The organism is Maricaulis sp. B-26 (assembly GCF_056857855.1).
The window spans coordinates 104,629-125,669 of sequence record NZ_JBSXNX010000020.1; the positions used below are offsets into that span (position 1 = coordinate 104,629).

Genomic DNA, 21,041 nt, shown 5'->3' on the forward strand with positions numbered 1-21,041 from the left:
GCCGCATGGTCCTTCGTACAGCCATAGCCAGCATTCTCGGCCTCGTCGCCGGTGCCGCCGGTGCCGTCTTTCTCGTCTTCGGTCCGGTGGAGATCGGCGGCGTCGAGAACGGCCCCTGGCGAAGCAATGAACTGATCGGCGACGCCGACGCCGGCCCGGTCCTGCGCGCCGTGGTCGCCCGGCGCGGCCTGCTGGCGCTGAACCGGTCGGAGACGGTCTATTTCACGGCCTGGGAAGACAGTTCCGGAGACCGGCTGGACGAGGCCTGCGATTACCGGATCAGCGGCGGGCCGCTGCCCGCACGCTGGTGGAGCCTGACCCTCTATGCGGACGATGACTTCCTGGCCCGCAACGGCACCGATGCGCATGCAGCCACGATGACCGATCTGGGCGCGGGCAACTGGCAGCTGACCGCCGGGCCGCGACCGCGCCCGGACGATGCCTGGCTGGCCACAACCAATGCCGGGAATTTCTCCATCACGCTGCGCCTCTATCACCCCGACGCGATCGTGCTGGACGACCCGGGCTCGATCGACTTCCCGGTCATCGACCGTGTCGGTTGCGGGGAGGATGCCTGATGCGCCGGCTCATTCCCCTCTTTGCATTTCTCACCAGTTTCGCCGCCGGCGCCTGGGTTACGCTGGACCGCATTCCCGCTGTCATCATGGGCAAGACGATGGACCGGATTGCCGGAAGCGGCGGTTCGCCCGGAAGCGTCCGCCATGCGCCGCGCCTGCGCGAAGACAACCAGACCGTCGTTCGCGCCAGCCCGGACATTCTCTATTCGATATGCGTCTATGACGTCAGCAAAGAGCCGCTCCTCATCGAAGCGCCCTGGCCGGCGGACGGCCATTACGCCTCGGTCAGCTTCTATGACAGCCGGACCAATAATTTCGCGGTGATGAGCGATCGCGATGCAGAGGGCGCCGATAGCAGCCGGATTCTGCTGCAGCATTCCTACGCAGACGCCGCCACTCCCATCACGCCAGTCGCGTACGATGTCGAGAGCGACAGGCTAGAGCTTGCACCAACGGCAACCGGGCTCGTCCTCTACCGCCGTGTGATCGATGCCGAGACGAATCTTGAGGCCGCCCATGCCGAACGGCAGGGCTTCAGCTGCGCCCCCCTGTCCGATCAGTAACTTGCCAGACGGCGCCTTCACGGCGAGGCTCTTCCCTGAAGACACATCTGGGGGATAACCATGAAGCACACCCTGATTGCGGCCCTTGCGGCCAGCGCAGTCGTCGCGGCACCGGTACTCGCCGATGACACGGCCGATATCGACGCGACCATCAATGCCGTTTACGACGTCATTTCCGGCCCGGTCGGAGAAGCGCGAGATTTCGACGCCATGCGCGCCCTCTTCATGGACGGCGCCGCCATGGGCGCGGTCGGTCCTGGTCCGGAAGGCAATGGACGCGGACGCGTCATCACCCTGGACGATTATATCGAGCGGTCCGGCCCCTGGCTGGTGGAGAACGGCTTCGTCGAGCGTCCGACCCGCACCGACATCACCCAGTACGGCGAGATCGCCTATGCGCGCTCGGCCTATGAAGGCATGAATAGCGCGACCGGCGAGATATTCGTCACGGGGGTCAATTTCATCACCCTCTTTAAGATAGACGGCGAGTGGAAGATCGCCTCCATTCTCTGGCGCAGCGCCGACGCGGACTGGCCGGTCGAGCGCGCTTTCGACTAGACGGGGCCCATCCCGGCAAAGAAAAAACCCCCGGAGCCAGGCTCCGGGGGTTTCTCGTTTCGGCGGGTGGCCGGCTTATTCTTCGCCGGCCTCTTCCATGTCCGCTTCGGCGTCCGTTTCGCCCTCATCGCTATCCATCAGCTTCTGCATCAGGAAGGTGTAGAGGAGCGCGTCGCGGCGCGCGGTCTCGCGGAGGTTCGCTGCGGCCGAGTGACCACCGGCCGTGTTCTCGTAATAGAGATAGTCGTGGCCGACTTCCTCGAGCAGGTGCGCCATCTTGCGGGCATGGCCCGGATGGACGCGGTCGTCGCGCGTCGAGGTGTAGAGGTAGATTTCCGGATACTCGCCGTTCGCATCGACATTGTGATAGGGCGAGATCGAGCGCAGGAAAGCGCCTTCGTCCGGATCGGCCGGATCGCCGTACTCGCCCATCCAGGACGCACCGGCCAGCAGCTGGTTGTAGCGCAGCATGTCCAGCAGCGGCACGGCCGAAACGACCGCATTCCAGAGGTCCGGACGCTGGGTATACATGACGCCCGTCAGCAGCCCGCCATTGGAGCCGCCATAGACGGCCAGGTGGCGCGGGCTGGTCAGACCGCGATCGGCGAGGTCCTCGGCAACCGAGATGAGGTCGTCATAGATACGCTGGCGGTTCATTTTCAGGCCCGCCTGGTGCCAGGCCGGACCGAACTCGCCGCCGCCGCGGATGTTCGCGACAACATAGGCCCCGCCGTTTTCCAGCCAGAGCTGGCCGCGCGAACCGGAATAGCTCGGACGGATGGAGACCTGGAAACCGCCATAGGCGTAAAGCAGGGTCGGCGTGGTGCCGTCCATGACCGTGTCTTCGTGACGGACCACGAAATAGGGGATCATCGTCCCGTCGGTCGACGCGACCTCGAGCTGCTCGACGACCAGACCTTCGGCATCGAATTGCTCCGGAATGGATTTCACCGGCTCGACCTCGAGGGTCGCGGCATTGACCGTGTAGAGCGTGTCCGGCGTCAGGAAGCCTTCGGCATTCATGAAGGCAATGTCCTCGCGGGCGTTCGTGGACCCCAGCGCGATGGTCATGTTGTCCGGGACCGGAACGGTCTCGGAGGTCCAGCTGCCGTTCTCGTACTGGAAGGCTTCCAGGCCGCCGACGACATTCTCGTCGATCGCGACGAGCAGCGCGGACCGGGTCGCACCGATATTGCCGAGCGACTGGCGCTCGCGCGGCACATAGACGGTCTTCACGTCCGGCAATTCGCCGCTGGCCACGAAATCGGCCATGGTGAAGGAAAGCAGGGCGCCTTGCGGGTAGGTTTCACCGCCCTCGACCGGCGTCCAGTCTTCCTCGACCGTGAAGACCAGCTCGCCCCGATAGAGATCCTGGATGGAGGACTTGCTCGGCAGCGGGAGTGCGACCGGCGCGCCTTCATTCGGCAGATACCACCAGGTCGTGTCGTAGAATGTGTCGGCTTCGGAAGCGATCATGTAGACGGTGCCGTCGCTGTCCTCGGCGCGGAAGGCGAACAGGCCGACATCCTCGCGGTCGCCGCGGATGACCTCGGTCGCATCGGCCAGATCGGTACCCCGCTCCCAGCGATAGGACACGGCCGGATATCCGGAATCGGTGGTGTCGGCTTCGCTTGTGGCGAGCCCCACGAGGACCGTGTCCTCGTCCACCCAGCTGATGCCGCCCTTGGCCTCCGGCGTCTCGAAGCCGCCATCCACGAAGGCACGGTCGGAAACCGAGAATTCACGGCGCACGGCGGCGTCGGAACCGCCGTCGGACAGGGTCAGGATGCACCGGTCATAATCGGGCGCCAGACAGTTGGAACCCTGCCAGACCCAGTTCACGCCCTCTTCCTCGGCGAGCGCGTCGACATCGAGAACGACATCCCATTCCGGCGCGTCCGTCAGATAGCTTTCCAGCGTCGTGCGGCGCCAGAGGCCGTGTGTGTTCTCGGAATCGCGCCAGAAATTCCAGACATAGCCGCCATAATAGCTGCCATAGGGAATACGGTCGTCGCTCTCATAGATGGCCAGCGCCTGATCATAGAGCTCCTGATAGCGCGCATCGCCCTGCAGGCGCTCGAAAGTGCGCTCGTTCTGCCCCTCGACCCAGGCCAGGGCCTCCTCGCCCTCGACCTCTTCCAGCCAGACGCGCGGATCGTTGTCCGGATCGATCTGGACGATCTGGCGCTCGCTCTCGGGCCCGGCCACTGTATCCGCCACGTCATCACCTTCATTACTCGCGGGCTGACCGCAGGCCGCCAGAGCCGCCGCACTCACACCCAGAATCAACAGATTGCGTTGAAACGTCATCACGCACTCCCCTTAAAACCACTGGCGCGCAGTTAAGCCCGTACCGGCGCTGGACGTAAAGCCGCACGGGCGGTATCCCGGCGTCATGGAAGCTAGACTGATGAATGGTGCGGGCAACCGCTTCATCCTTGCCGATCTGCGCCGCCGGGGTGCTCCCGTCAGCCTGGATATCGCAACCGTGCGCGAATGGGCCCATATTCACCATTTCGATCAGCTGCTTGTGCTCGAAGACAGTGACAGCGCGGACGCCTTCATGCGGATATGGAATGCCGATGGCGACGAGGTCGGCGCCTGCGGAAACGGCACCCGGGCCGCGGCCTGGGCGATCATGCAGAAGACCGGCGCCGGCAGCGCGACCATCGGGACCGGCGGCGGACTGCTGCATGCGGTCGCGGCTGGCGACATGACCGTCAGCGTCGATATGGGCGCGCCGCGCCTGGACTGGCAGGACATTCCGCTGGCGCGAGAAATGGATACGGTCGCGATGGAATTCACCGCCGCAGCCGGCGATATCGTCGTCGGCCAACCGGGCGCCGTGAGTATGGGCAATCCGCACGCCGTCTTCTTCGTGCGCGAGCTGGAGGACCTGCCGGTCGCAGCCCTCGGGCGCGAAGTGGAGATGGATCCGCTCTTCCCCGAGCGCGTGAATGCGGGCTTTGCCCAGGTCTATGATCGCAGCCATATCCGGCTGCGCGTCTGGGAACGCGGCGCCGGCATCACTGCCGCCTGCGGCACGGGCGCCTGCGCAGCACTGGTCGCGGCACACCGGCGCGGCCTTGCCGACCGTGCGGCCTCCATCATGGCCGATGGCGGCGAGCTCTTCGTGGAATGGCGCGAAACCGACGACCATGTGATCCTCACCGGTCCGGTCGAGGACGAAGGCGAGATCGATATCGACCTTTGAGACCGCATTGAAGGCCTGGCGGAATTCGCCTGACGGATGCACCACCTTTTCGCCTTCGTGTTTTCCCATATTATCCCTGCCAGCGCCGCAACGGTGACGCCGTTGCGATGAGAATGGGCAAGATGAACATGCGTCAGCTTTTGATTTCAGGCCTCGCCGGCCTCCTCGTTTCCGCGGCCGCGTCCGCCCAGGATGCCGCGACGGAGACACCCGCCGACCCGACACCGCAATCGATTGCCGTGGAAATGTTCGGAGCGGCCAATACGGCCATGCAGGCCGGCGATCACGAGACCGCCCGGCGCCTGCTTGAGGCCGCGCTCGATCTCAAGCCCGACCATCCGGCCATTCTTCGCGGCCTGCTGACCGTCGCCCTGCGCGCCGAGCGGCCGGACGACGCCTTCCATGCGCTCGAACGCATGGCCGCGGCCGGCATCGCCTTCGACCCCGAGAACGCCGCGGAACTACTGAACCGGAGCGATGCGGCACGCTTTGCTGAAGTCAGGGCACGCCTGGCCGCCAATGCCGAGCCCGTCGGCAGCGCACGCATCGCAGCCAGTGTGACGCGCCCCGACGCCCTGATCGAGGGTGTCGCCGTCGACATCGAGACCGACCGGCTCTTCCTGTCGTCGGTGACCGGCCGGGAAATCCTGATGCTCGAGCCCTTCGCGCGAAACCGTCCGGAAGTGTTCGCCGACCGCGAGGACGGGCTGCAATCGGTGTTCGGCCTGGCGGTCGACGACCGGCTTCGTCTCGTCTGGGCGGCGTCGGGCCATGTGCCGCAAACGCCGCTCGGCGAGGACGAGGAACCTCAGACCGGCCTGTTCGCCTTCGACCTGATGACCGGCGATCCCTATGACAGCTACATGATCGAAGGCGCCGGCCAGATCGCCGACCTCGTCGTGCGCGACGGCATGGTCTACGCCTCGGACAGCCGCGTCCCGCGCGTCTATGTCCTGCGCGATCCAGGAGCGGAACTGGAAGTCCTCAGCGAAGACCCGCGTTTCGTCAACCTGCAGGGCGTCGCGCTCAGCCGGGGTGCACTCTATGTGGCCGATTACGCGATGGGTATCTGGCGCATCGATCTGGGCGACGGTTCCGCCTCGCTCCTGCGTGCCGGCTCGGAGAGCCTGATCGGGATCGACGGCCTCCTGAACACGCGAGACGGCCGTCTCGTTGCCGTGCGCAACGGCGTCAGCCCGCAGCAGGTCATGATCATCGATCTCGCCCCGGACGGGCGCAGCGTCGCGGGCACCGAAGTCCTGCTGCGCGGGCACGCGGCGATGACGGGAAATACCGAGCCGACCCTGATCGACCTCGCGGACGGGCGCGCCTGGCTCGTCGCGAATGCGGCCTGGCCGCTCTTCCCGGAAGACGGCAGCGAGCCAGAGACCGAACGGCCCGCAACGGTCATCCTGGAAATGGACGTTCCGTAAACGCGCCGCTCAGCAATCATTCACCCGTTTCTCATAACATTGTTCCGTGGCGATCGCAGAGATCGCGTGTGACGATGGAGGAGACCATGCGGGAGGTTGACCGGGATTTCGTGGCCCAGCTGGGCGGACAGCGCCTGACCACGGCCGAGGTGCTTTATTACATGCCGGACCATCCGGCTCTGCTGCAGACCTTCCTCTGGCAGACCCAGGATATGGCCCCGAAATATCCCCGCCTGCTCCGTTTTCTCGATTTCTGGAGGCGCGAGATCGACGCGGTCATACACACTGTCCGCATCGCGCATCGCGGCATCGTCTCGCCGGCCGAATGGCGTCACGCCGACATCGAGGCCCGTCTCAATTAGGCGTCGGCTCGGGGTTGTGAGGCTGAGCGGCACCAGCCTGGGCATCGAAACCGATACCGCAGGCATTGCGGATTACCGTGTCGGCTCGCGAGACCCGGCGGCGAAGATCGAGAATCTCGTCCAGCGACAGGCCGAGCTCGTCGACCAGCTCTTGAGGCTCCCCGACGCGGTCGATATCCGGCATGGCCGCGGCCAGAATCGCGCGCTGCTTGCTGGAGAAACGCGACCGCGCCTCGCGCGCCACGCATTCGCATGCCCCGCGCGCACCATGACTGTCGAGACAAGCCTGTAATACCGGGTCGAGCGCGGTCTCTTCGCGTTTCTGCGGACCGTTCGCCCAGGCAGGTCCGGGCGCCCAGAGCAGGACCGCAAAAGCCATCAGAACCCAGCCCTGATTCCGCTCCAGCATGCCTACTCCCGCGTGGCAAAAATTCGCATCTTCCCGATTCGACCCTTTTCAGCACCGCTGGGGGAGTCATAATCCATTAAGCGAGGAAAAACGAGTTCAAGGAGCCACAGATGAGGCGAGTCCTGATTACCCTGGCGAGCGCGGCCGTACTCGGCGCGTGCGCCACGCCGACGCCCTACCAGGCGGCAGACGGTGCCCGCACCGGCTATTCGGAAAACCAGATCGAGCAGAACCGCTTCCGCGTGTCCTTTGGCGGGAATTCCCTGACAGATCGCGAGACCGTCGAGAATTATCTTCTCTACCGGTCCGCCGAACTGACCGTCGAGGAAGGCTATGACTATTTCACCGTAGTCGAACGCGCGACGGACGAGGAGTCCAGGCTCCGGGCGAGACGGCTTCACCCCTCGCCTTATTCGCGATTTTACGTCGACTATGCCTATTTCCACCCCCGCTGGGGCTGGCGCGGATGGCACGATCCGTTCTGGGACGATGTCAACTATCGTGAGAGCACACGTTATGAAGCGAGTGCCGAGATCGTGCTCGGCCGCGGCGCCAAGCCGGAAGACGACCCCAGCGCCTTCGATGCGCGCGACGTGTTGAGCAATCTCGCCGACCAGATCGTCCGGCCCGAGCCCGGCTGATCCAGGCACATTCCGATGAAAGGACCGGGCGGAGGCGCATCTCCGCCCGGTCTTTTTTTTACGACGCGCACGCCGGATTCGCGGCCTCCCCTGCGACAAATTCGACACATTCGCCCGTTTGCTGCGCTCAAGCTGGAGTTTGTAGTTGATTTACATTCTCAAGAAACGTTATCCGCATTTGAAAGTCATTCTCACCCAAACGAGCGAGTACCATGCGGAACAAGTCGAGCTTCTTTATCTCCACCATCCTGGCCTGCACCGCGGTGAGCGGAATGGCCGCCGCCCAGGAAACCGAGGACTATATCGTGGTCGAGGGGCGTTATCTTTCGCTCGACCAGCTGGACTCGGTGAAGACCCCCACGCCGATCATCGACGTGCCGCAGAGCATCTCGATCGTCACCGACACCCAGATCATGGAGCAGGGTTTCGCCAATATCGGCGACGTACTGCGCTACACGCCGGGTCTGTCGATCAGCCAGGGTGAAGGCCACCGGGACGCGATCAACATTCGTGGCAATCAGACCACGGCGGACTTCTTCCTCAACGGCATCCGCGACGACGTCCAGTATTTCCGTCCGCTCTACAATCTCGAGCAGATCGAGATCCTGCGCGGCTCCAACGCCCTGCTCTTCGGCCGCGGCGGCGGCGGCGGCGTCATCAACCGCGTGACCAAGCAGCCGGTTCTCGGCGAGAGCTTCAGCGAAGTGACCGCGAGCATCGACACCTTCGGCGCCTACATGATCGCCGGCGACACCAATATCGAGATTTCCGACGAAGCCGGCCTGCGCCTGAATGCCTTCGTCGAGGAGATCGACAATCACCGCGATTTCTACGACGGCACGCGTTACGGCATCAATCCGACGGCGAATTTCGAACTCGGCGAGAACACGTCGCTTGTACTGTTCTACGAGTATCTCAACGATGACCGCACGGTCGATCGCGGCGTCCCGTCGGTCTCCGTCGCGGGCGGTCCGGACGTGCCGCTCGAAGGCCAGCGCGACACTTTCTTCGGCTCGCCGGAAGCGAACCTGACGACGCTCGAGGCGAACATCCTGCGCGCCCGCGTCGATCATCGCTTCAACGACATGCTGCGCGGCAATCTGACGGTTCAGTACGCCGATTACGACAAGCTCTACCAGAACCTCTACCCGGCCGGCTTCGACAATTCGGTGACGCCGAACACGGTCACGCTCGACGGCTATCGCGATCCGACCCAGCGTGAGAACCTGATCCTTCAGGGCAATCTGATCGGCGAGTTCGACACCGGCATGTTCGGCCACACCCTGCTGGCAGGCTTCGAATACGGCGACCAGGACACGCACAATCGCCGCTTCGACAACTTCTTCACGGCCAGCAGCGACGACCGGATCACGATCGACTTCTCCAATCCGCTCGTGATCCCGGAATTCGCCTTCTCCACCCCGGCTCGCGACCGGGAATCCTCGGTCGAGTTTACCTCGCTCTACATTCAGGATCAGGTGGATATCGCCGACAATTTCAAGCTGGTCCTCGGCGCACGCTTCGACCGTTTCGACGTCAGCGTGATGGATCACATGGCGGTGTCCGCGTCCGATGACGGCCGCCGCGGCCGTGTCGACGAGGAAATCTCGCCGCGCCTCGGTTTCGTCTGGAAGCCGGCCGATCACGTCTCGATCTATGCCAGCTATTCGGAAACCTTCCTGCCGAGCGCCGGCGACCAGTTCCTGACCCTGTCGACGACGAGCGAGGACATTCGCCCGCAATCCTTCGAGAACCGCGAGATCGGCCTGAAATGGGATATCACCCCGGGCCTGAGCCTGACGACGGCGATCTTCCAGCTTGAGCGCGGCCTCTTCACTTCGGTCGATCCGGACGATGCGTCCATCGTGACCACGGTGCCGGGCAGCACGACCGAGGGCTTCGAGGCCCAGCTCAGCGGCGAGCTGACCGACGCCTGGACGATCAATGCGGGCTACAGCTATCTCGACGGCAGTGTCGATGGCGGCAGCCATGACGGCAATGCGACCCGCCAGACGCCGGAGCACATGTTCTCCGTCTGGAACCGCTACCAGGCGACCGACCGGCTTGGCCTTGCCCTCGGCGTGACCTATCAGGACGAGTTCTTCGTGCGCGAGGACAATAACGTCCTGGTCCCGTCCTATACGCGGGTCGATGCGGCCGCCTATTACGAGCTGAGCGACCAGACCCTGCTTCAGCTCAATGTCGAGAACGTGCTGGACGAGGACTATTTCCCGGACGCGCACAGCAATGACAACATCTCGACGGGCAAGCCGCTGAATGCCCGACTGACCCTGCGTCACAGCTTCTAGGCCTGCGCCGCAACCAGACAAGCAAAAGCCCCGGTCCAGCTGGACCGGGGCTTTTTCATGAGCCGTTCGCCGCCCTTATTTCGGGGGCATGCGCGCGCCGGCGTCGAGGCGGACGCACTCGGCGTTGATATAGTCGCTCGTGACCATGAAGGCGACCAGATCGGCGTATTCTTCCGGCGTGCCGAAACGCTGCGGGAATTGCAGATGCGACGCGAGCGAGGTTTTCACCTCCGGCGGCATCTGCTGATAGATCGGCGTCTCGAAGAAGCCCGGCAGGATGGTGTTGACTCGAATGCCTTCCTTGGCGAGGTCGCGCGCCATCGGCAGCGTCATGCCGTAGATCCCGCCCTTGGACGCCGAATAGGCGACCTGGCCGATCTGGCCGTCCTGGGCCGCTACGGAGGCCGTATTGACGATCACACCGCGGCCGCTATCGCCCATCGGGTCGAGCGACATCATTCCGGCAGCGGACTTGGACGCGCACAGGAAGGAGCCGATCAGGTTCACCGCGATCACGGTCTGGAAGCCCTTGGCGCTGTGAGCGGAAATCTCGCCCGTGGAGGAAGAGCGGCGCGCCGTCTTCTCGGCCCAGCCGATACCGGCGCAGTTCACGAAAACGCGCTCCTGGCCATGCGCCTCGCGCGCCTTGGCGAAACCGGCATCGACGCTTTCCTCGTCAGCCACATTGACCTGGCAGAAGACGCCGCCGATTTCCTTGGCGACCGCTTCGCCGCGATCGGCATTCATGTCGAAAATGGCGACCTTGGCGCCCTCGGCGGCGAGACGGCGGGCCGTGCCTTCCCCGAGGCCGGAAGCACCACCGGTGACGATCGCGGCAATGGACGAATCGATTTTCATGAGAGGATCCCCTTCAAGGTATGACGTTTCTTGTGATTAGCGACATACCCCGCCGCGCGGCAAAAGAAAACGCGCCGCCTGACCGGCGACGCGCAGAGTGCGGAGGGGACTCCCGGCTATTTGATGTCGATGCGTTTGGCGGTGGCCGCACGTTCGATCCGGGGCAAAGTGAGGGATAGCACGCCCTTTTCGAACGTCGCCTTGATGGCCGTTTCGTCGACATCGCCGGGAAGGGAGAAGGCGCGCTGGAATTCGCCGAAGCGGCGCTCGGAGATGTGACGATGTTCCGTCTTCTCGTCATGATCCGAACGCTTCTCGCCGGCGATCAGCAGGACGCCGTCATCGATCGAGACACTGACATCGGCTTTTTCCAGTCCCGGCAACTCGGCTGTGACCAGATACGCCTTGTCGGTTTCCCGGAAATCCACCGCCGGCGCCGCGAAGCCGACCGTCCCCGCACGGGGAAAATCGAGCCCGGACAGCGGTGCACCTCGCCAGAACTCTTCCAGCATCCGGTTCATGTCCTGGCGGAGGGAAGCCAGAGGATCGTCCCGGCGCGTGGCTGGCGTCGTTTCTGTCGAGGATTTCGGAGTCAGAACTTCACTCATGGGAACAGTCTCCATGTTGCGTCATGACCGCGTCAGAATATCCGGAAATTTTCTCGGGTTGCATGCGGCAACTTCGCACACACCCCTGCCTGCACGACTTCGCAGCAGCCGATCGGGGTGCTACAGCACTGTCTCCGAATTCGGGATGCGCGCTATTCAAGGAGCACAGGATGAGCGGACCCCACGCACTTCTTCTGCATGGCGGAGCCGGCGTGCTCGCCGACCGGCCCTATGATGCCGAACTCGACCACATGCGCATGCTGGCCGAGACCGGAAAAGCCATGCTGGCACGCGGCGAAAGCGCTCTCGACACGGTGACCGAAATCGTCCGGCAGCTGGAAGCGTCCGGTCTCTACGTGGCCGGAAAGGGCGCCTCGCCGAACAAGGCGGGCCGCTACGAGCTCGACGCCTCGATCATGGACGGCGCATCCCGCAAGGCCGGCGCGATCGCCGCGCTGACGGGCTTTGTCAGCCCGATCAATGCAGCACGGCGCGTCATGGAAACGACACCGCATGTCATGCTCGCCGGACGCGGCGCAGAAGCCTTCTGCAGCTTGCAGGATGATCTGGAACGGGTCGAAAGCGTGAACGATTACTACACGCCCGCCGCCGCGCCGGACGATCGCGATATCGCGACCGGGACGGTTGGCTGCGTGGCGCTGGACGGCGAGGGCCGGCTGGCGGCCGCGACCTCGACCGGCGGCACGCTGAACAAGCTGGAAGGCCGCGTCGGCGACAGTCCCATCCTCGGCGCCGGCAGCTGGGCCGACGACATGGTCGCCGTGTCCTGCACCGGCCAGGGCGAATATTTCCTGCGCTGCGGAACCGCCAAGGATGTGTCGGCCCGCATGCGCTATGCCGGCGCGAGCCTGCAGGACGCCTGCGACGCCGCGATCGCCGATGTCGGCACTCTGGGCGGCGAAGGCGGGCTGATAGCGGTCGATCGCCACGGCAATATCGCCCAGCCTTTCAACTCGCCGGGAATGAAGCGCGCCGTGCTGCACGCCGACGGACGCATCACCGTCGACATCCACAAGGCCTAGACCAAAGAGACAGGACGCCAGCATGCGCGGATATTTCGCCGTCGGTGCCGAGGGCATCTCCAAGCCGATGAATCTCGGCGCCATCCTCCGGACGGGCCACGCCTTCGGGGCGAGCTTCGCCTTCACGGTCGAGGCCCACCACAAGGTCCGCGACGTCTACCGGGCCGACACGTCCAAATCGGCGACACACATGCCCTATTACGAATGGGCGGACATCGATGCGATGGCCCTGCCCGACAATTGCCAGCTCGTCGGCATCGAGCTGACCGAGGATGCGGTCGAACTACCGTCCTTCCGTCATCCTCTGTGCGCCGCCTATGTCTTCGGCCGCGAGCGTGGCTCGCTGAGCGAAGCCATGCAGGCCAAGTGCGATCACATCGTGAAAATCCCGACCAGGTTCTGCGTCAACGTCTCGGTCGCCTGCGCGGTGACGCTCTACGACCGCACCCTGTGTTTCGGCGGTTATCCGGAACGTCCGCTCATGCCCGGCGGACCGGATGCGGACGCGTCCGGACCGGGCCGGAAATTCGGCGCCCACCGGTAGATGCAGCGGTTTCGCGAGAGATCGAATTCGGCGAAATTAGCGCCGACTTAACCATCGCCATTTTACCGCCATGCGGATGCGCACACTGTCGACCCTGAATTCGGTAGACCCGAATCCGCCTGGAGGATGCCTGACGTGACCAAGCGACCGTGTATGAACCTCATCGCCGCGATAGCGACCGCCGCCCTGCTGCCGGCCTCTCTTCTGCCCGCTACCGCGAGCGCACAGGAAGAGCCGGAATTCCGCGGCGAGTACAATGACTGGCGCGTCTTCTCGCGCGACACGGCCGAGGGGCCGGCCTGCTACGCGCTGAGCCGCCCGACCGACAGCGCGCCGCGCGCCCATGAACACGGCAATGTCTATTTCCTCGTTTCCTCCTGGCAGTCCGGTGTGGTCGAGGAACAGCCGAGCCTCCTGGTCGGCTATGATCTCCTGCCGACCAGCCCGCCCGAAGTGCGCGTGGGTTCCAGCCGCTACGACATGTATGCCGCCGGTCAGGAAGGTTTTCTCGACGACCTGGAGGACGAACCCTCCCTCGTGCGCGCCATGCGCCGCGGCTCCGTCATGCGCGTCACCGCCACCACCTCCCAAGGCGTTGCGACCTCTTACGAATTCTCTCTGTCCGGCGTGACGGCAGCGCTGCAGCGCGTTTCGGCACTCTGCCGCTAGTCCGTCCTGGACGGCTTCCGCGGGCAAGCCGCCATGCCCGATCGGATTAGGCGCACGCCCACAAGTGTGATATGGCGCGCGGCTTCGTCATCTGAGACACTCGAGCCCTAGCCATGAACCACGCGCTCAACATCGCCGGCGGCAACCCCAACGCAACGCGTATCGACGCGGACGGCACCGCTGCGGCCGAAACGGCCGCCCTGCCTTCGCTGGTCGGTTTGACGCGCGATCAGCTGCGCGAAGCGGCCATCGCCTGCGGCGTCGACGAGAAGAAAGCGAAGATGCGCGCCGACCAGCTCTGGCGCTGGATCTATCATTACGGCGCGACCGATTTCGACACGATGACGAATATCTCCAAGGATCTTCGTGCCGTCGTCGCGCAGCACTACACGCTGGACCGCCCGAAGCTTATCGACCGCCAGGTCTCGGTCGACGGAACGCGCAAATACCTCATCGAGCTGGCGCCTGGCGTGGAGTGCGAGACGGTCTTCATTCCGGACGTCGCCAAATCGGGAGCGCTGTGCGTGTCCAGCCAGGTCGGCTGCACGCTGAACTGTACCTTCTGCCATACCGGCACCCAGGCACTGGTGCGCAATCTGACCGCGGCCGAGATCGTCGCCCAGGTCATGATCGCCCGCGACGACCTCGCCGAATGGCCGACCTCGAACGAGAACCGGAAGATCACCAATATCGTCTTCATGGGCATGGGCGAGCCGCTCTACAATCTCGACCATGTCTCAGACGCGATCGACATCATCTCCGACGGCGACGGCATCGCCATCGGCCGCCGCCGCACGACGGTATCGACCTCGGGCGTGGTGCCGAAAATTCCGGAACTGGGAGAGCGTACGGGTACGATGCTGGCCATCTCCCTGCACGCGACGAATGACGATCTGCGCAATGAGCTCGTGCCGCTGAACAGGAAATACCCGCTGGCCGAACTGATGGACGCGATCCGCGCCTATCCGGGCCTGGGCAATTCCAAGCGCGTGACCTTCGAATACGTCATGCTCAAGGGCGTAAACGACAGCCTCGCCGAGGCTAAGGCATTGGTGAAGCTGCTCAAGGGCGTGCCTGCGAAGATCAATCTCATCCCGTTCAATCCCTGGCCGAACAGCCCGTACGAGTGCTCGGACTGGGACCAGATCGAGGCCTTTGCCGACGTCGTCAATCGAGCCGGCTACGCCTCGCCGATCCGCACCCCGCGCGGCCGCGACATCTTCGCCGCCTGCGGCCAGCTGCGCTCTGAAAGCGAAAAGGTCAAAGCCAGCGTGTTGAGGAAGCAGCGTCTGGCGGGGGAGTGATCGCGTGGCCGCCGCCGTTCTCTATCGCTGGCGCCTGAAGCCGGGGCGCGACGACGACTTCCGCGAGGCGTGGGCCGAAGGCACGCGGCGCATTCATGAGAGCTGCGGCTCCTACGGAGCCAGCCTGCATCAGGCCGAGGACGGGATTTACTGGTCCTATGCGCTCTGGCCGTCCGAAGCGGCACGCACGCGCTGCTTCTCGGAAAACGACTGGTTCTCCCAGGACTGTTTCGTGACCATGCAGGACTGTATCGAGGAGCGTTTCGAAGAGACGCGGCTCGAGGTCATAAATAATAAGCTCGATTTTCCCGGCGATACGCACGACGTGCCGCTGATGACGACGAAGCGCCTCGTCCTGCGTCGGATCGCGGAAAGCGACGCAAAAGCGCTTTTTCCGGCCCTCAGCGACCCGGACACGATGTATTACTGGTCCAGCGGCCCGATGAGTTCGCTCGCCGAGGTCCGGCGGTATCTGCGCTGGAATGCGGGCGGCGAAGGCGTGCGGTGCTGGGCCTTCGCCCGCGCCACCGATCCGGACGATGCCATGGGCTGGGTGATCCTGATGGACCGGCGCGCCGGAGTCGCGGAAATCGGCTATATATTGCGGCCGGATAGCCGTGGACAGGGCTTCGCACGCGAAGCTGTCTCCCAGGTTCTGCACTTCGCATTTGAAACGCTCGGACTGCGACGTATCTCCGCCGATACTGACCCGGACAATGCCGGGTCCATCCGTTTGCTCGAAAATCTGGGTTTCCAGCAGGAAGGCCGGCTCCGGGCAGAGTGGGAAACTCATATCGGTGTGCGCGACTCACTGATTTTCGCCAAAGTTGCAACATCGCGCAATTAACGCCCTGAGATAGTTTTTGAGAAAAACTATCAAAGAGATAGAGTTTCGATCACTTACGAGTCGGTAACCCTATTCGTGATGAATTGCGGTCATGACTCCGAATCGACAAAGAACAGATGGCGGAAAGCCGCTGCTTTCAATGGCACCACTTGCAGCCATTGCGATCGCGGTGATCTTCACGCCCCTGCTTGCAGTCTTCGAACCCGCACGCGACGGGCAGATCGCGGCCGTCTTTCCGCCGACCTGGGCGCCCGCCGCCATCATGGAGGCCTCGGCGGACGCTGATGTCCGGATCAGCCGGTTCGGTGCCCTCGACAATATCGTGGTCGTCGAGTTTACCGATGACGAAGCACGCCGCCGCCTCCGCGACAGCGGTGCCTGGCTGTTGCTTCCGCCGGGTGCGCTCGGCGGCTGCCTGACCCGTCCCTCGACCCGCCTTCACGCCAGTCGCGCCCCCTCGCGACAAGGAGATGCGTAATGAACCAGCTCGACAAAATTCGCGGCCAGGCCCAGTCGGCCCTGATCGCCTTCATCGCGGCCGGCGCCGCCCTCTACCCGCTGCTCGCGCTGCTCTTTGCACCGGACCGTCTCGTACCTGGTACGATCCTGCTCGCCGGCGTGGCTGCGGCTGCGTTCGCCTCCTGGAAGATGGCTCCGAACACCGTCACCTCACGCAGCACCACCGGCGCCGCGGTGATCGCCTTCCCGGCCGCGCTCGTCTACATGATGAGCGGCGCGGCCTGGCAGATCGACATGCACATGGTCTTCTTTGCCAGTCTCGCCATCACGGCGACCATGATCGACTGGCGCGTCATCGTCACGGCCTCCGCCGTGACCGCCGTCCACCACTTGTCGCTCAACTTCCTTCTGCCCTGGGCCGTCTTCCCCGAAGGCTCGGACTTCCTGCGCGTGCTCTTCCATGCCGTAGTCGTGGTCGGCCAGGCAACGGCGCTGATCTGGATGACCTGGCAGACGGCGAAAGCCTTCCTGGAAGCTCAGCAGAACTATGATGAAGCCATGGCCGCCCAGGCCGAGGTGAATTCCGCCAGCGAAGCCCAGAAGGCCCTGCAGGCGGATACCGAGGCCCGCAGCAAGGCGATCGCCGATCTCTCAGCCGCCTTCGAGCAGGAACTCCGTCTCATCGCCAGCGGCATTTCCGGCGCCTCCTCCCAGATCGACGGCCTGGCCCAGCAGCTGACCTCCGACGCCGACGAGACGCGCTCCGGCGCCGAAACCGCGACGCGCCACGCCACGGCGACCAATTCCGACGTGCAGTCAGTGGCCGCCGCCGCCCAGGAGCTCTCGGCGTCGATCACGGAAGTCGCGCGTATCCTGGAAGGCACGGGCGAGGTCTCCGAACGCGCCGCGGCCGAAGCCCAGGGCGCCGGCCGGTCGATCGACGAGCTGGAAACCGCCGCTCGCGAGATCGAGGACATCATGCGCCTCGTCGCGGACGTCGCGGAGCAAACCAATCTGCTCGCCCTCAACGCCACTATCGAAGCGGCACGCGCAGGCGAGGCCGGCAAGGGCTTCGCCGTCGTGGCTTCGGAAGTGAAGGCCCTGGCCGAGCAGACCTCGAGCGCGTCCAACGACATTGCCCAGAAGATCGAGGCCATGCGCGGCGCTTCGGGAGGCGCCGCGACATCCCTCGGCCGCATCACCGAGATCATCAACGAGCTTCGCGAGTCGACCGAGGGCGTTCAGGGCGCCTTCGACCAGCAGAGCGGCGCCACGCGCGAAATCGCCCAGCTGGCCGAAAAGGCCGCCTCCGCGACCGCCGACGTCAATTCGAGCATGGAGAATGTGAGCCTGGCGGCCGGCCGGACGACCGAAGCCGCGACCGAGTTCGCCGGCGCATCCGGGGAACTCGGCCATTCGGCAACGAAGCTCGACGAGGAGCTGAACCGGTTCAAGGCGGCGCTGGACGCCGCCTGATCCGGGAGCGTTATTCGTCGGCCATGGTATCCGGCTTGCGGAAACGGTAGACGAAGCGATCCGTCATGCGGCGGATCGACGGGTCGAACACGCCGATATCGCGCGGGTCGTCCGGATTGGCGAGCATGTCGCTCTCCGCGTCGAGGACGAAGCCCGCGCTTTCCACTTCCGAGCGCACCAGCGCCGCGTCGATCCGGTGCGTGGTGTCCACGTGATCGAGCCCGCTGCCTGCCGGGGCATTATGGTCGATGACGATGTAGACGCCCCCTGGCCGCAGGGCCTCGAAGATCGCTCGGTTCATGGCGTCCCGATCCGTCCCGGAATAGCCGGTGTCATGGTAGAAGAGGACCATGAAGACCGCGTCCAGCGGGTGCTCGATCGACGCAGCGAAATCCTCGATCGGCTCGACGGAATGGCTCAGATTCGGGCGATCGGCTGCAATCGCCATCAGGGCCGTGTTCGGATCGGGATAGTTCTCCGCGACCCAGCTCGGATTCTGCGCATAGACATGGCCGTCTCCGCCGACCGCCGTGGACAGGACCTGGCTGTAATAGCCCGAACCGGCCGCGAGATCCGCCACGCGCCATCCCGGCTCCACGCCCGCGAACAGGAGGACTTCCGCCGGGTGGCGGTTCTCGTCCTGGAGCCGGTGATCCACGGTCCGTGTTTCGTCCGCGATCGCCGTCTCGATGCTGGCCGGCATGGCGTCAGGGCTGTCGCCCGTATCCTCCTGGGCCAGCGCCTGCGGTGCGCACGCGAGTAGCAGGGCGGCAGCCCCGGTCAGATAATTGCGCATCGTGTCCCTCCTCAATGCCTCTGTCTCGTACTACCGATGATCGCCGGATTTCGCGAGTACACCAAAATCACGAAGCCGTGACGTTTACGCTTGCGAAGGACTTCCGCGGCTAGCCTGGCATGGTTAAAGGCTTTCAGCACAACCGCCTCGGGGGGAGGCGCCCATGCAGTACATCATCGCCTTCGCGGCCATCCTGCCCGCCTTCGCGGCCTTCATCTACCGGCGCGAAAGCCGGCGCTCCTGAACACCATGACGGCGCCGGGCTCTTGCGCGGAGCCCGACGGACGGTTTAGCTCCCCGGCACATTGTTTCGCCCGGGAGTTCCCGCATGCTCTTGCACCACGCCACCTGGCCCGAAGTCGAAGCCTATCTGAAGACCTGCCGCGGCATTATCATCCCGATCGGCTCCACCGAGCAGCACGGCCCGAACGGACTCGTGGGTACGGATGCGATCTGTCCGGAAGTCATTGCGGCTGAAGCCGGCGCCGAAGCCGGCCTTCTGGTCGGGCCCACCTTCAATGTCGGTATCGCCCAGCACCATCTCGGCTTTCCCGGATCGATGACGCTGCGCCCCTCGACCATGATCGCGGCGCTGAACGACTGGATCGAGAGCCTGACCCGCCACGGTTTCGACCGCATCTATTTCTTCAACGGTCATGGCGGCAATATCACCACCATCAATGCGGCCTTCGCGGAGTATTACGCGAATTTCTCGCTCGACGCCGCGGCTTGCCCGGTCCAGCTGATGCAGCGTAACTGGTGGGAATTGCCGGGCGTCATGGACACCTGCCGCAAACTCTTCCCGACCGGCGACGGCGCCCACGCGACGGCGTCGGAAGTGTCGGTGACCTTCTATGCCCATCCGGACGCCATCAAATCGGTCGAAATGACGCCGAAGATCGCGCCGAACGGGCCTTTCACGGACGCCGCCGATTACCGCCGCCGCTTCCCGGACGGACGCATCGGCTCCGATCCGTCCCAGGCAACACCCGAGAAAGGCGCGGAAATCGTCGCCTTCGCCAAACAGGCCCTGATCGCGGAAGCGCGGACCTTCTTCGGTGTGAAGGGCGATCTGCGCGCCGCGGAATAGTCGTGACCTGTCAGATCAGGCCGGGGCTGTCAGCGCCTCGGTAACGTGGGGCTCGATCCGGTCAGTCGGCTGGTGCACGACATCGCGCTCTCTCTCGACGAGGCGCGCCTTCAGATCGGCGGAATAATGCGCGCGCGCATCGCCCAGCGCGCTTGCGGGCGCGAGGATCAGCAGACGCTCGAACGCCCCCTTCGCGGCCGCCTGATTGAGATGGTCAATCACACCTTCGATGAACTGGGCCTTGGCCTGGTCGTGAAAATCCGTCTGCTCTGCGGCCGATTTGCCCTCTCCGACGTCCGCGAACCGTCCCGGACGATCGGTAGCCAGTTCGGAAGCGGGCGGCGTGTCCTGCTCGAACTGTTTGAGAAGCTGAAGATTGGGCTGGTCGTCGAAGGCTTCGTTTCGCCAGATCAGCGCCTTTCCGCCATCGAAGGCGGCCACCCAGGTTTCACGGTCTTGCAGCGTACCCATGAGGAACCTCCTTGTGTGAAGGAACCAGATTGGCGCCGATACCCGGCGTCAGGCAAGTCCCGCCGGACCATCCGGTTCAATATGTCGCGCCGCCCGTCCGGGCCGACACAGAAGTTTCATTTCACGCGGACACGAACCGACCTTAAGACGCATGCCAGACGCGACACTGACGAGGTATGCGATGTCGACCCGTATTTTCCTGCCCGCCGCCCTCTCGGCGCTCGCCCTTATCCCTGCATGCGGGGAGGCGCCGGAACCGGTCACGCCCCTTTACGGTGCCGAAAACCTGGCCAGTTCTGACGCCTGTTTCTCCGAGCGGCGCTCGACCCTCCTGGACGACGGACAGGTCCTGGTCGAACGGGGACCGGACGGCACGGATCGAGTCTCGTTCGCCCTCTCCGGCACGCGCGAGGATTATGTCTTCCCGGTCGCGCAGCTGGCGCCGGAGGCCCGCGAGCAACTCAATACGGCGATCGCGGATTTCTACCGCGCCGCCGGCGAGCGTCACGACGTCACGACGGATGCGGTCATCTATCATCGCGCGGCCGACGGGCGCTTCTGTACCGTGATGCGCGGCGACGCGACGGGCGAGGCACTGGGACAGGCCGCCCGGGCAGTCGCCGAAAGCCTTCCGACCGGACAAGACAGCGCGGATTCGCCCCTCGAATAGGCTGCAGCCATGCCGCTTGACGACATATAAACATATCTTTATACGTGAATTTGCGCCGATTTGATGTTCAGCTTGCGGGCGCGGAATAAGTACGGCTAAAGCGGATCGATCGGGGCCTCCCGGGCGTCATGCCGTCCAT

General features: G+C 64.4%; 23 protein-coding genes. 17 read left to right on the top strand and 6 right to left on the bottom strand.

Translation table 11 applies throughout. The features are described 5' to 3' along the window. Positions 1-5: 5 nt before the first annotated feature. The 3 genes from AC13HB_RS07080 to AC13HB_RS07090 are packed head-to-tail and all read left to right on the top strand — an operon-like array spanning position 6 to position 1,699. Complete coding sequence (locus AC13HB_RS07080) at positions 6-578, top strand: DUF1214 domain-containing protein (protein ID WP_482949036.1); 573 nt, start codon at positions 6-8, stop codon at positions 576-578. Beyond that, positions 578-1,141, top strand: a complete 564-nt coding sequence (locus tag AC13HB_RS07085; RefSeq protein ID WP_482949037.1) for a DUF1254 domain-containing protein — start codon at positions 578-580, stop codon at positions 1,139-1,141. The genes AC13HB_RS07080 and AC13HB_RS07085 overlap by 1 nt, the downstream gene beginning before the upstream one ends. 60 nt (positions 1,142-1,201) lie before the next feature. Continuing rightward, positions 1,202-1,699: a nuclear transport factor 2 family protein gene (locus AC13HB_RS07090; protein ID WP_482949038.1), complete on the top strand. Its 498-nt coding sequence runs from the start codon at positions 1,202-1,204 to the stop codon at positions 1,697-1,699. 75 nt (positions 1,700-1,774) lie between these two features. On the opposite strand, the gene AC13HB_RS07095 is transcribed toward AC13HB_RS07090, so the two are convergent. Beyond that, entirely contained in the window at positions 1,775-4,009 is a 2,235-nt protein-coding gene (locus AC13HB_RS07095; protein WP_482949039.1) for a prolyl oligopeptidase family serine peptidase, read from the bottom strand. Between the two features lie 85 nt (positions 4,010-4,094). On the opposite strand from AC13HB_RS07095, the gene dapF reads away from it, so the two are divergent. The 3 genes from dapF to AC13HB_RS07110 all read left to right on the top strand — a co-directional run bounded on the left by dapF (position 4,095) and on the right by AC13HB_RS07110 (position 6,708). After that, a complete protein-coding gene (dapF, locus tag AC13HB_RS07100; RefSeq protein ID WP_482949040.1) occupies positions 4,095-4,913 on the top strand; it encodes a diaminopimelate epimerase in 819 nt (272 codons plus the stop codon). Between the two features lie 122 nt (positions 4,914-5,035). Beyond that, a complete protein-coding gene (locus tag AC13HB_RS07105; RefSeq protein WP_482949041.1) occupies positions 5,036-6,346 on the top strand; it encodes a tetratricopeptide repeat protein in 1,311 nt (436 codons plus the stop codon). Between the two features lie 86 nt (positions 6,347-6,432). Further along, positions 6,433-6,708: an usg protein gene (locus AC13HB_RS07110; protein ID WP_482949042.1), complete on the top strand. Its 276-nt coding sequence runs from the start codon at positions 6,433-6,435 to the stop codon at positions 6,706-6,708. Here the strand turns inward: AC13HB_RS07110 and AC13HB_RS07115 are convergent. Continuing rightward, positions 6,701-7,117, bottom strand: coding sequence for a hypothetical protein (locus AC13HB_RS07115; protein WP_482949043.1), 417 nt, complete (start codon positions 7,115-7,117; stop codon positions 6,701-6,703). The two genes, AC13HB_RS07110 and AC13HB_RS07115, sit on opposite strands and share 8 nt — an antisense overlap. 110 nt (positions 7,118-7,227) lie before the next feature. Between AC13HB_RS07115 and AC13HB_RS07120 the strand changes: the two genes are divergently transcribed. Both AC13HB_RS07120 and AC13HB_RS07125 read left to right on the top strand, forming a co-directional pair. Beyond that, positions 7,228-7,758 (top strand): CC0125/CC1285 family lipoprotein, encoded by a 531-nt coding sequence (locus AC13HB_RS07120; protein ID WP_482949044.1) that lies wholly within the window; start codon positions 7,228-7,230, stop codon positions 7,756-7,758. A 212-nt stretch (positions 7,759-7,970) separates the two neighbouring features. After that, positions 7,971-10,067, top strand: a complete 2,097-nt coding sequence (locus AC13HB_RS07125; protein ID WP_482949045.1) for a TonB-dependent receptor — start codon at positions 7,971-7,973, stop codon at positions 10,065-10,067. 75 nt (positions 10,068-10,142) lie between these two features. Here the strand turns inward: AC13HB_RS07125 and AC13HB_RS07130 are convergent, their stop codons facing one another. Both AC13HB_RS07130 and AC13HB_RS07135 read right to left on the bottom strand, forming a co-directional pair. After that, entirely contained in the window at positions 10,143-10,925 is a 783-nt protein-coding gene (locus AC13HB_RS07130) for an SDR family NAD(P)-dependent oxidoreductase (RefSeq protein WP_482949046.1), read from the bottom strand. 116 nt (positions 10,926-11,041) lie between these two features. Beyond that, on the bottom strand, positions 11,042-11,533 hold the full coding sequence (locus AC13HB_RS07135) for an Hsp20/alpha crystallin family protein (protein WP_482949047.1): 492 nt from the start codon (positions 11,531-11,533) through the stop codon (positions 11,042-11,044). A gap of 170 nt (positions 11,534-11,703) precedes the next feature. Between AC13HB_RS07135 and AC13HB_RS07140 the strand changes: the two genes are divergently transcribed. From AC13HB_RS07140 to AC13HB_RS07170, 7 genes are all read left to right on the top strand, one after another. Further along, positions 11,704-12,576: an isoaspartyl peptidase/L-asparaginase family protein gene (locus AC13HB_RS07140; protein WP_482949048.1), complete on the top strand. Its 873-nt coding sequence runs from the start codon at positions 11,704-11,706 to the stop codon at positions 12,574-12,576. A 22-nt stretch (positions 12,577-12,598) separates the two neighbouring features. Continuing rightward, positions 12,599-13,120: an RNA methyltransferase gene (locus tag AC13HB_RS07145; protein ID WP_482949049.1), complete on the top strand. Its 522-nt coding sequence runs from the start codon at positions 12,599-12,601 to the stop codon at positions 13,118-13,120. 153 nt (positions 13,121-13,273) lie between these two features. Then, the gene (locus AC13HB_RS07150; RefSeq protein ID WP_482949050.1) at positions 13,274-13,789 is read left to right on the top strand and encodes an invasion associated locus B family protein; all 516 of its coding nucleotides are present in this window, start codon (positions 13,274-13,276) and stop codon (positions 13,787-13,789) included. A gap of 113 nt (positions 13,790-13,902) precedes the next feature. Then, on the top strand, positions 13,903-15,093 hold the full coding sequence (gene rlmN / locus AC13HB_RS07155; RefSeq protein ID WP_482949051.1) for a dual-specificity RNA methyltransferase RlmN: 1,191 nt from the start codon (positions 13,903-13,905) through the stop codon (positions 15,091-15,093). Between the two features lie 4 nt (positions 15,094-15,097). Continuing rightward, on the top strand, positions 15,098-15,940 hold the full coding sequence (locus AC13HB_RS07160) for a GNAT family N-acetyltransferase (RefSeq protein ID WP_482949052.1): 843 nt from the start codon (positions 15,098-15,100) through the stop codon (positions 15,938-15,940). Between the two features lie 139 nt (positions 15,941-16,079). Continuing rightward, positions 16,080-16,418 (top strand): hypothetical protein, encoded by a 339-nt coding sequence (locus AC13HB_RS07165; RefSeq protein ID WP_482949053.1) that lies wholly within the window; start codon positions 16,080-16,082, stop codon positions 16,416-16,418. Beyond that, complete coding sequence (locus AC13HB_RS07170) at positions 16,418-17,875, top strand: methyl-accepting chemotaxis protein (protein WP_482949054.1); 1,458 nt, start codon at positions 16,418-16,420, stop codon at positions 17,873-17,875. The genes AC13HB_RS07165 and AC13HB_RS07170 overlap by 1 nt, the downstream gene beginning before the upstream one ends. Before the next feature lie 10 nt (positions 17,876-17,885). Here the strand turns inward: AC13HB_RS07170 and AC13HB_RS07175 are convergent, their stop codons facing one another. After that, positions 17,886-18,671 (bottom strand): class I SAM-dependent methyltransferase, encoded by a 786-nt coding sequence (locus AC13HB_RS07175; protein ID WP_482949055.1) that lies wholly within the window; start codon positions 18,669-18,671, stop codon positions 17,886-17,888. Positions 18,672-18,999: 328 nt separating this feature from the next. Here AC13HB_RS07175 and AC13HB_RS07180 point away from each other — a divergent pair, with 328 nt between their 5' ends. Continuing rightward, entirely contained in the window at positions 19,000-19,761 is a 762-nt protein-coding gene (locus AC13HB_RS07180) for a creatininase family protein (RefSeq protein WP_482949056.1), read from the top strand. Between the two features lie 15 nt (positions 19,762-19,776). Here the strand turns inward: AC13HB_RS07180 and AC13HB_RS07185 are convergent, their stop codons facing one another. Then, on the bottom strand, positions 19,777-20,232 hold the full coding sequence (locus AC13HB_RS07185) for a baeRF12 domain-containing protein (RefSeq protein ID WP_482949057.1): 456 nt from the start codon (positions 20,230-20,232) through the stop codon (positions 19,777-19,779). A gap of 181 nt (positions 20,233-20,413) precedes the next feature. Between AC13HB_RS07185 and AC13HB_RS07190 the strand changes: the two genes are divergently transcribed. Further along, a complete protein-coding gene (locus AC13HB_RS07190; RefSeq protein WP_482949058.1) occupies positions 20,414-20,902 on the top strand; it encodes a hypothetical protein in 489 nt (162 codons plus the stop codon). Positions 20,903-21,041 lie beyond the last annotated feature (139 nt).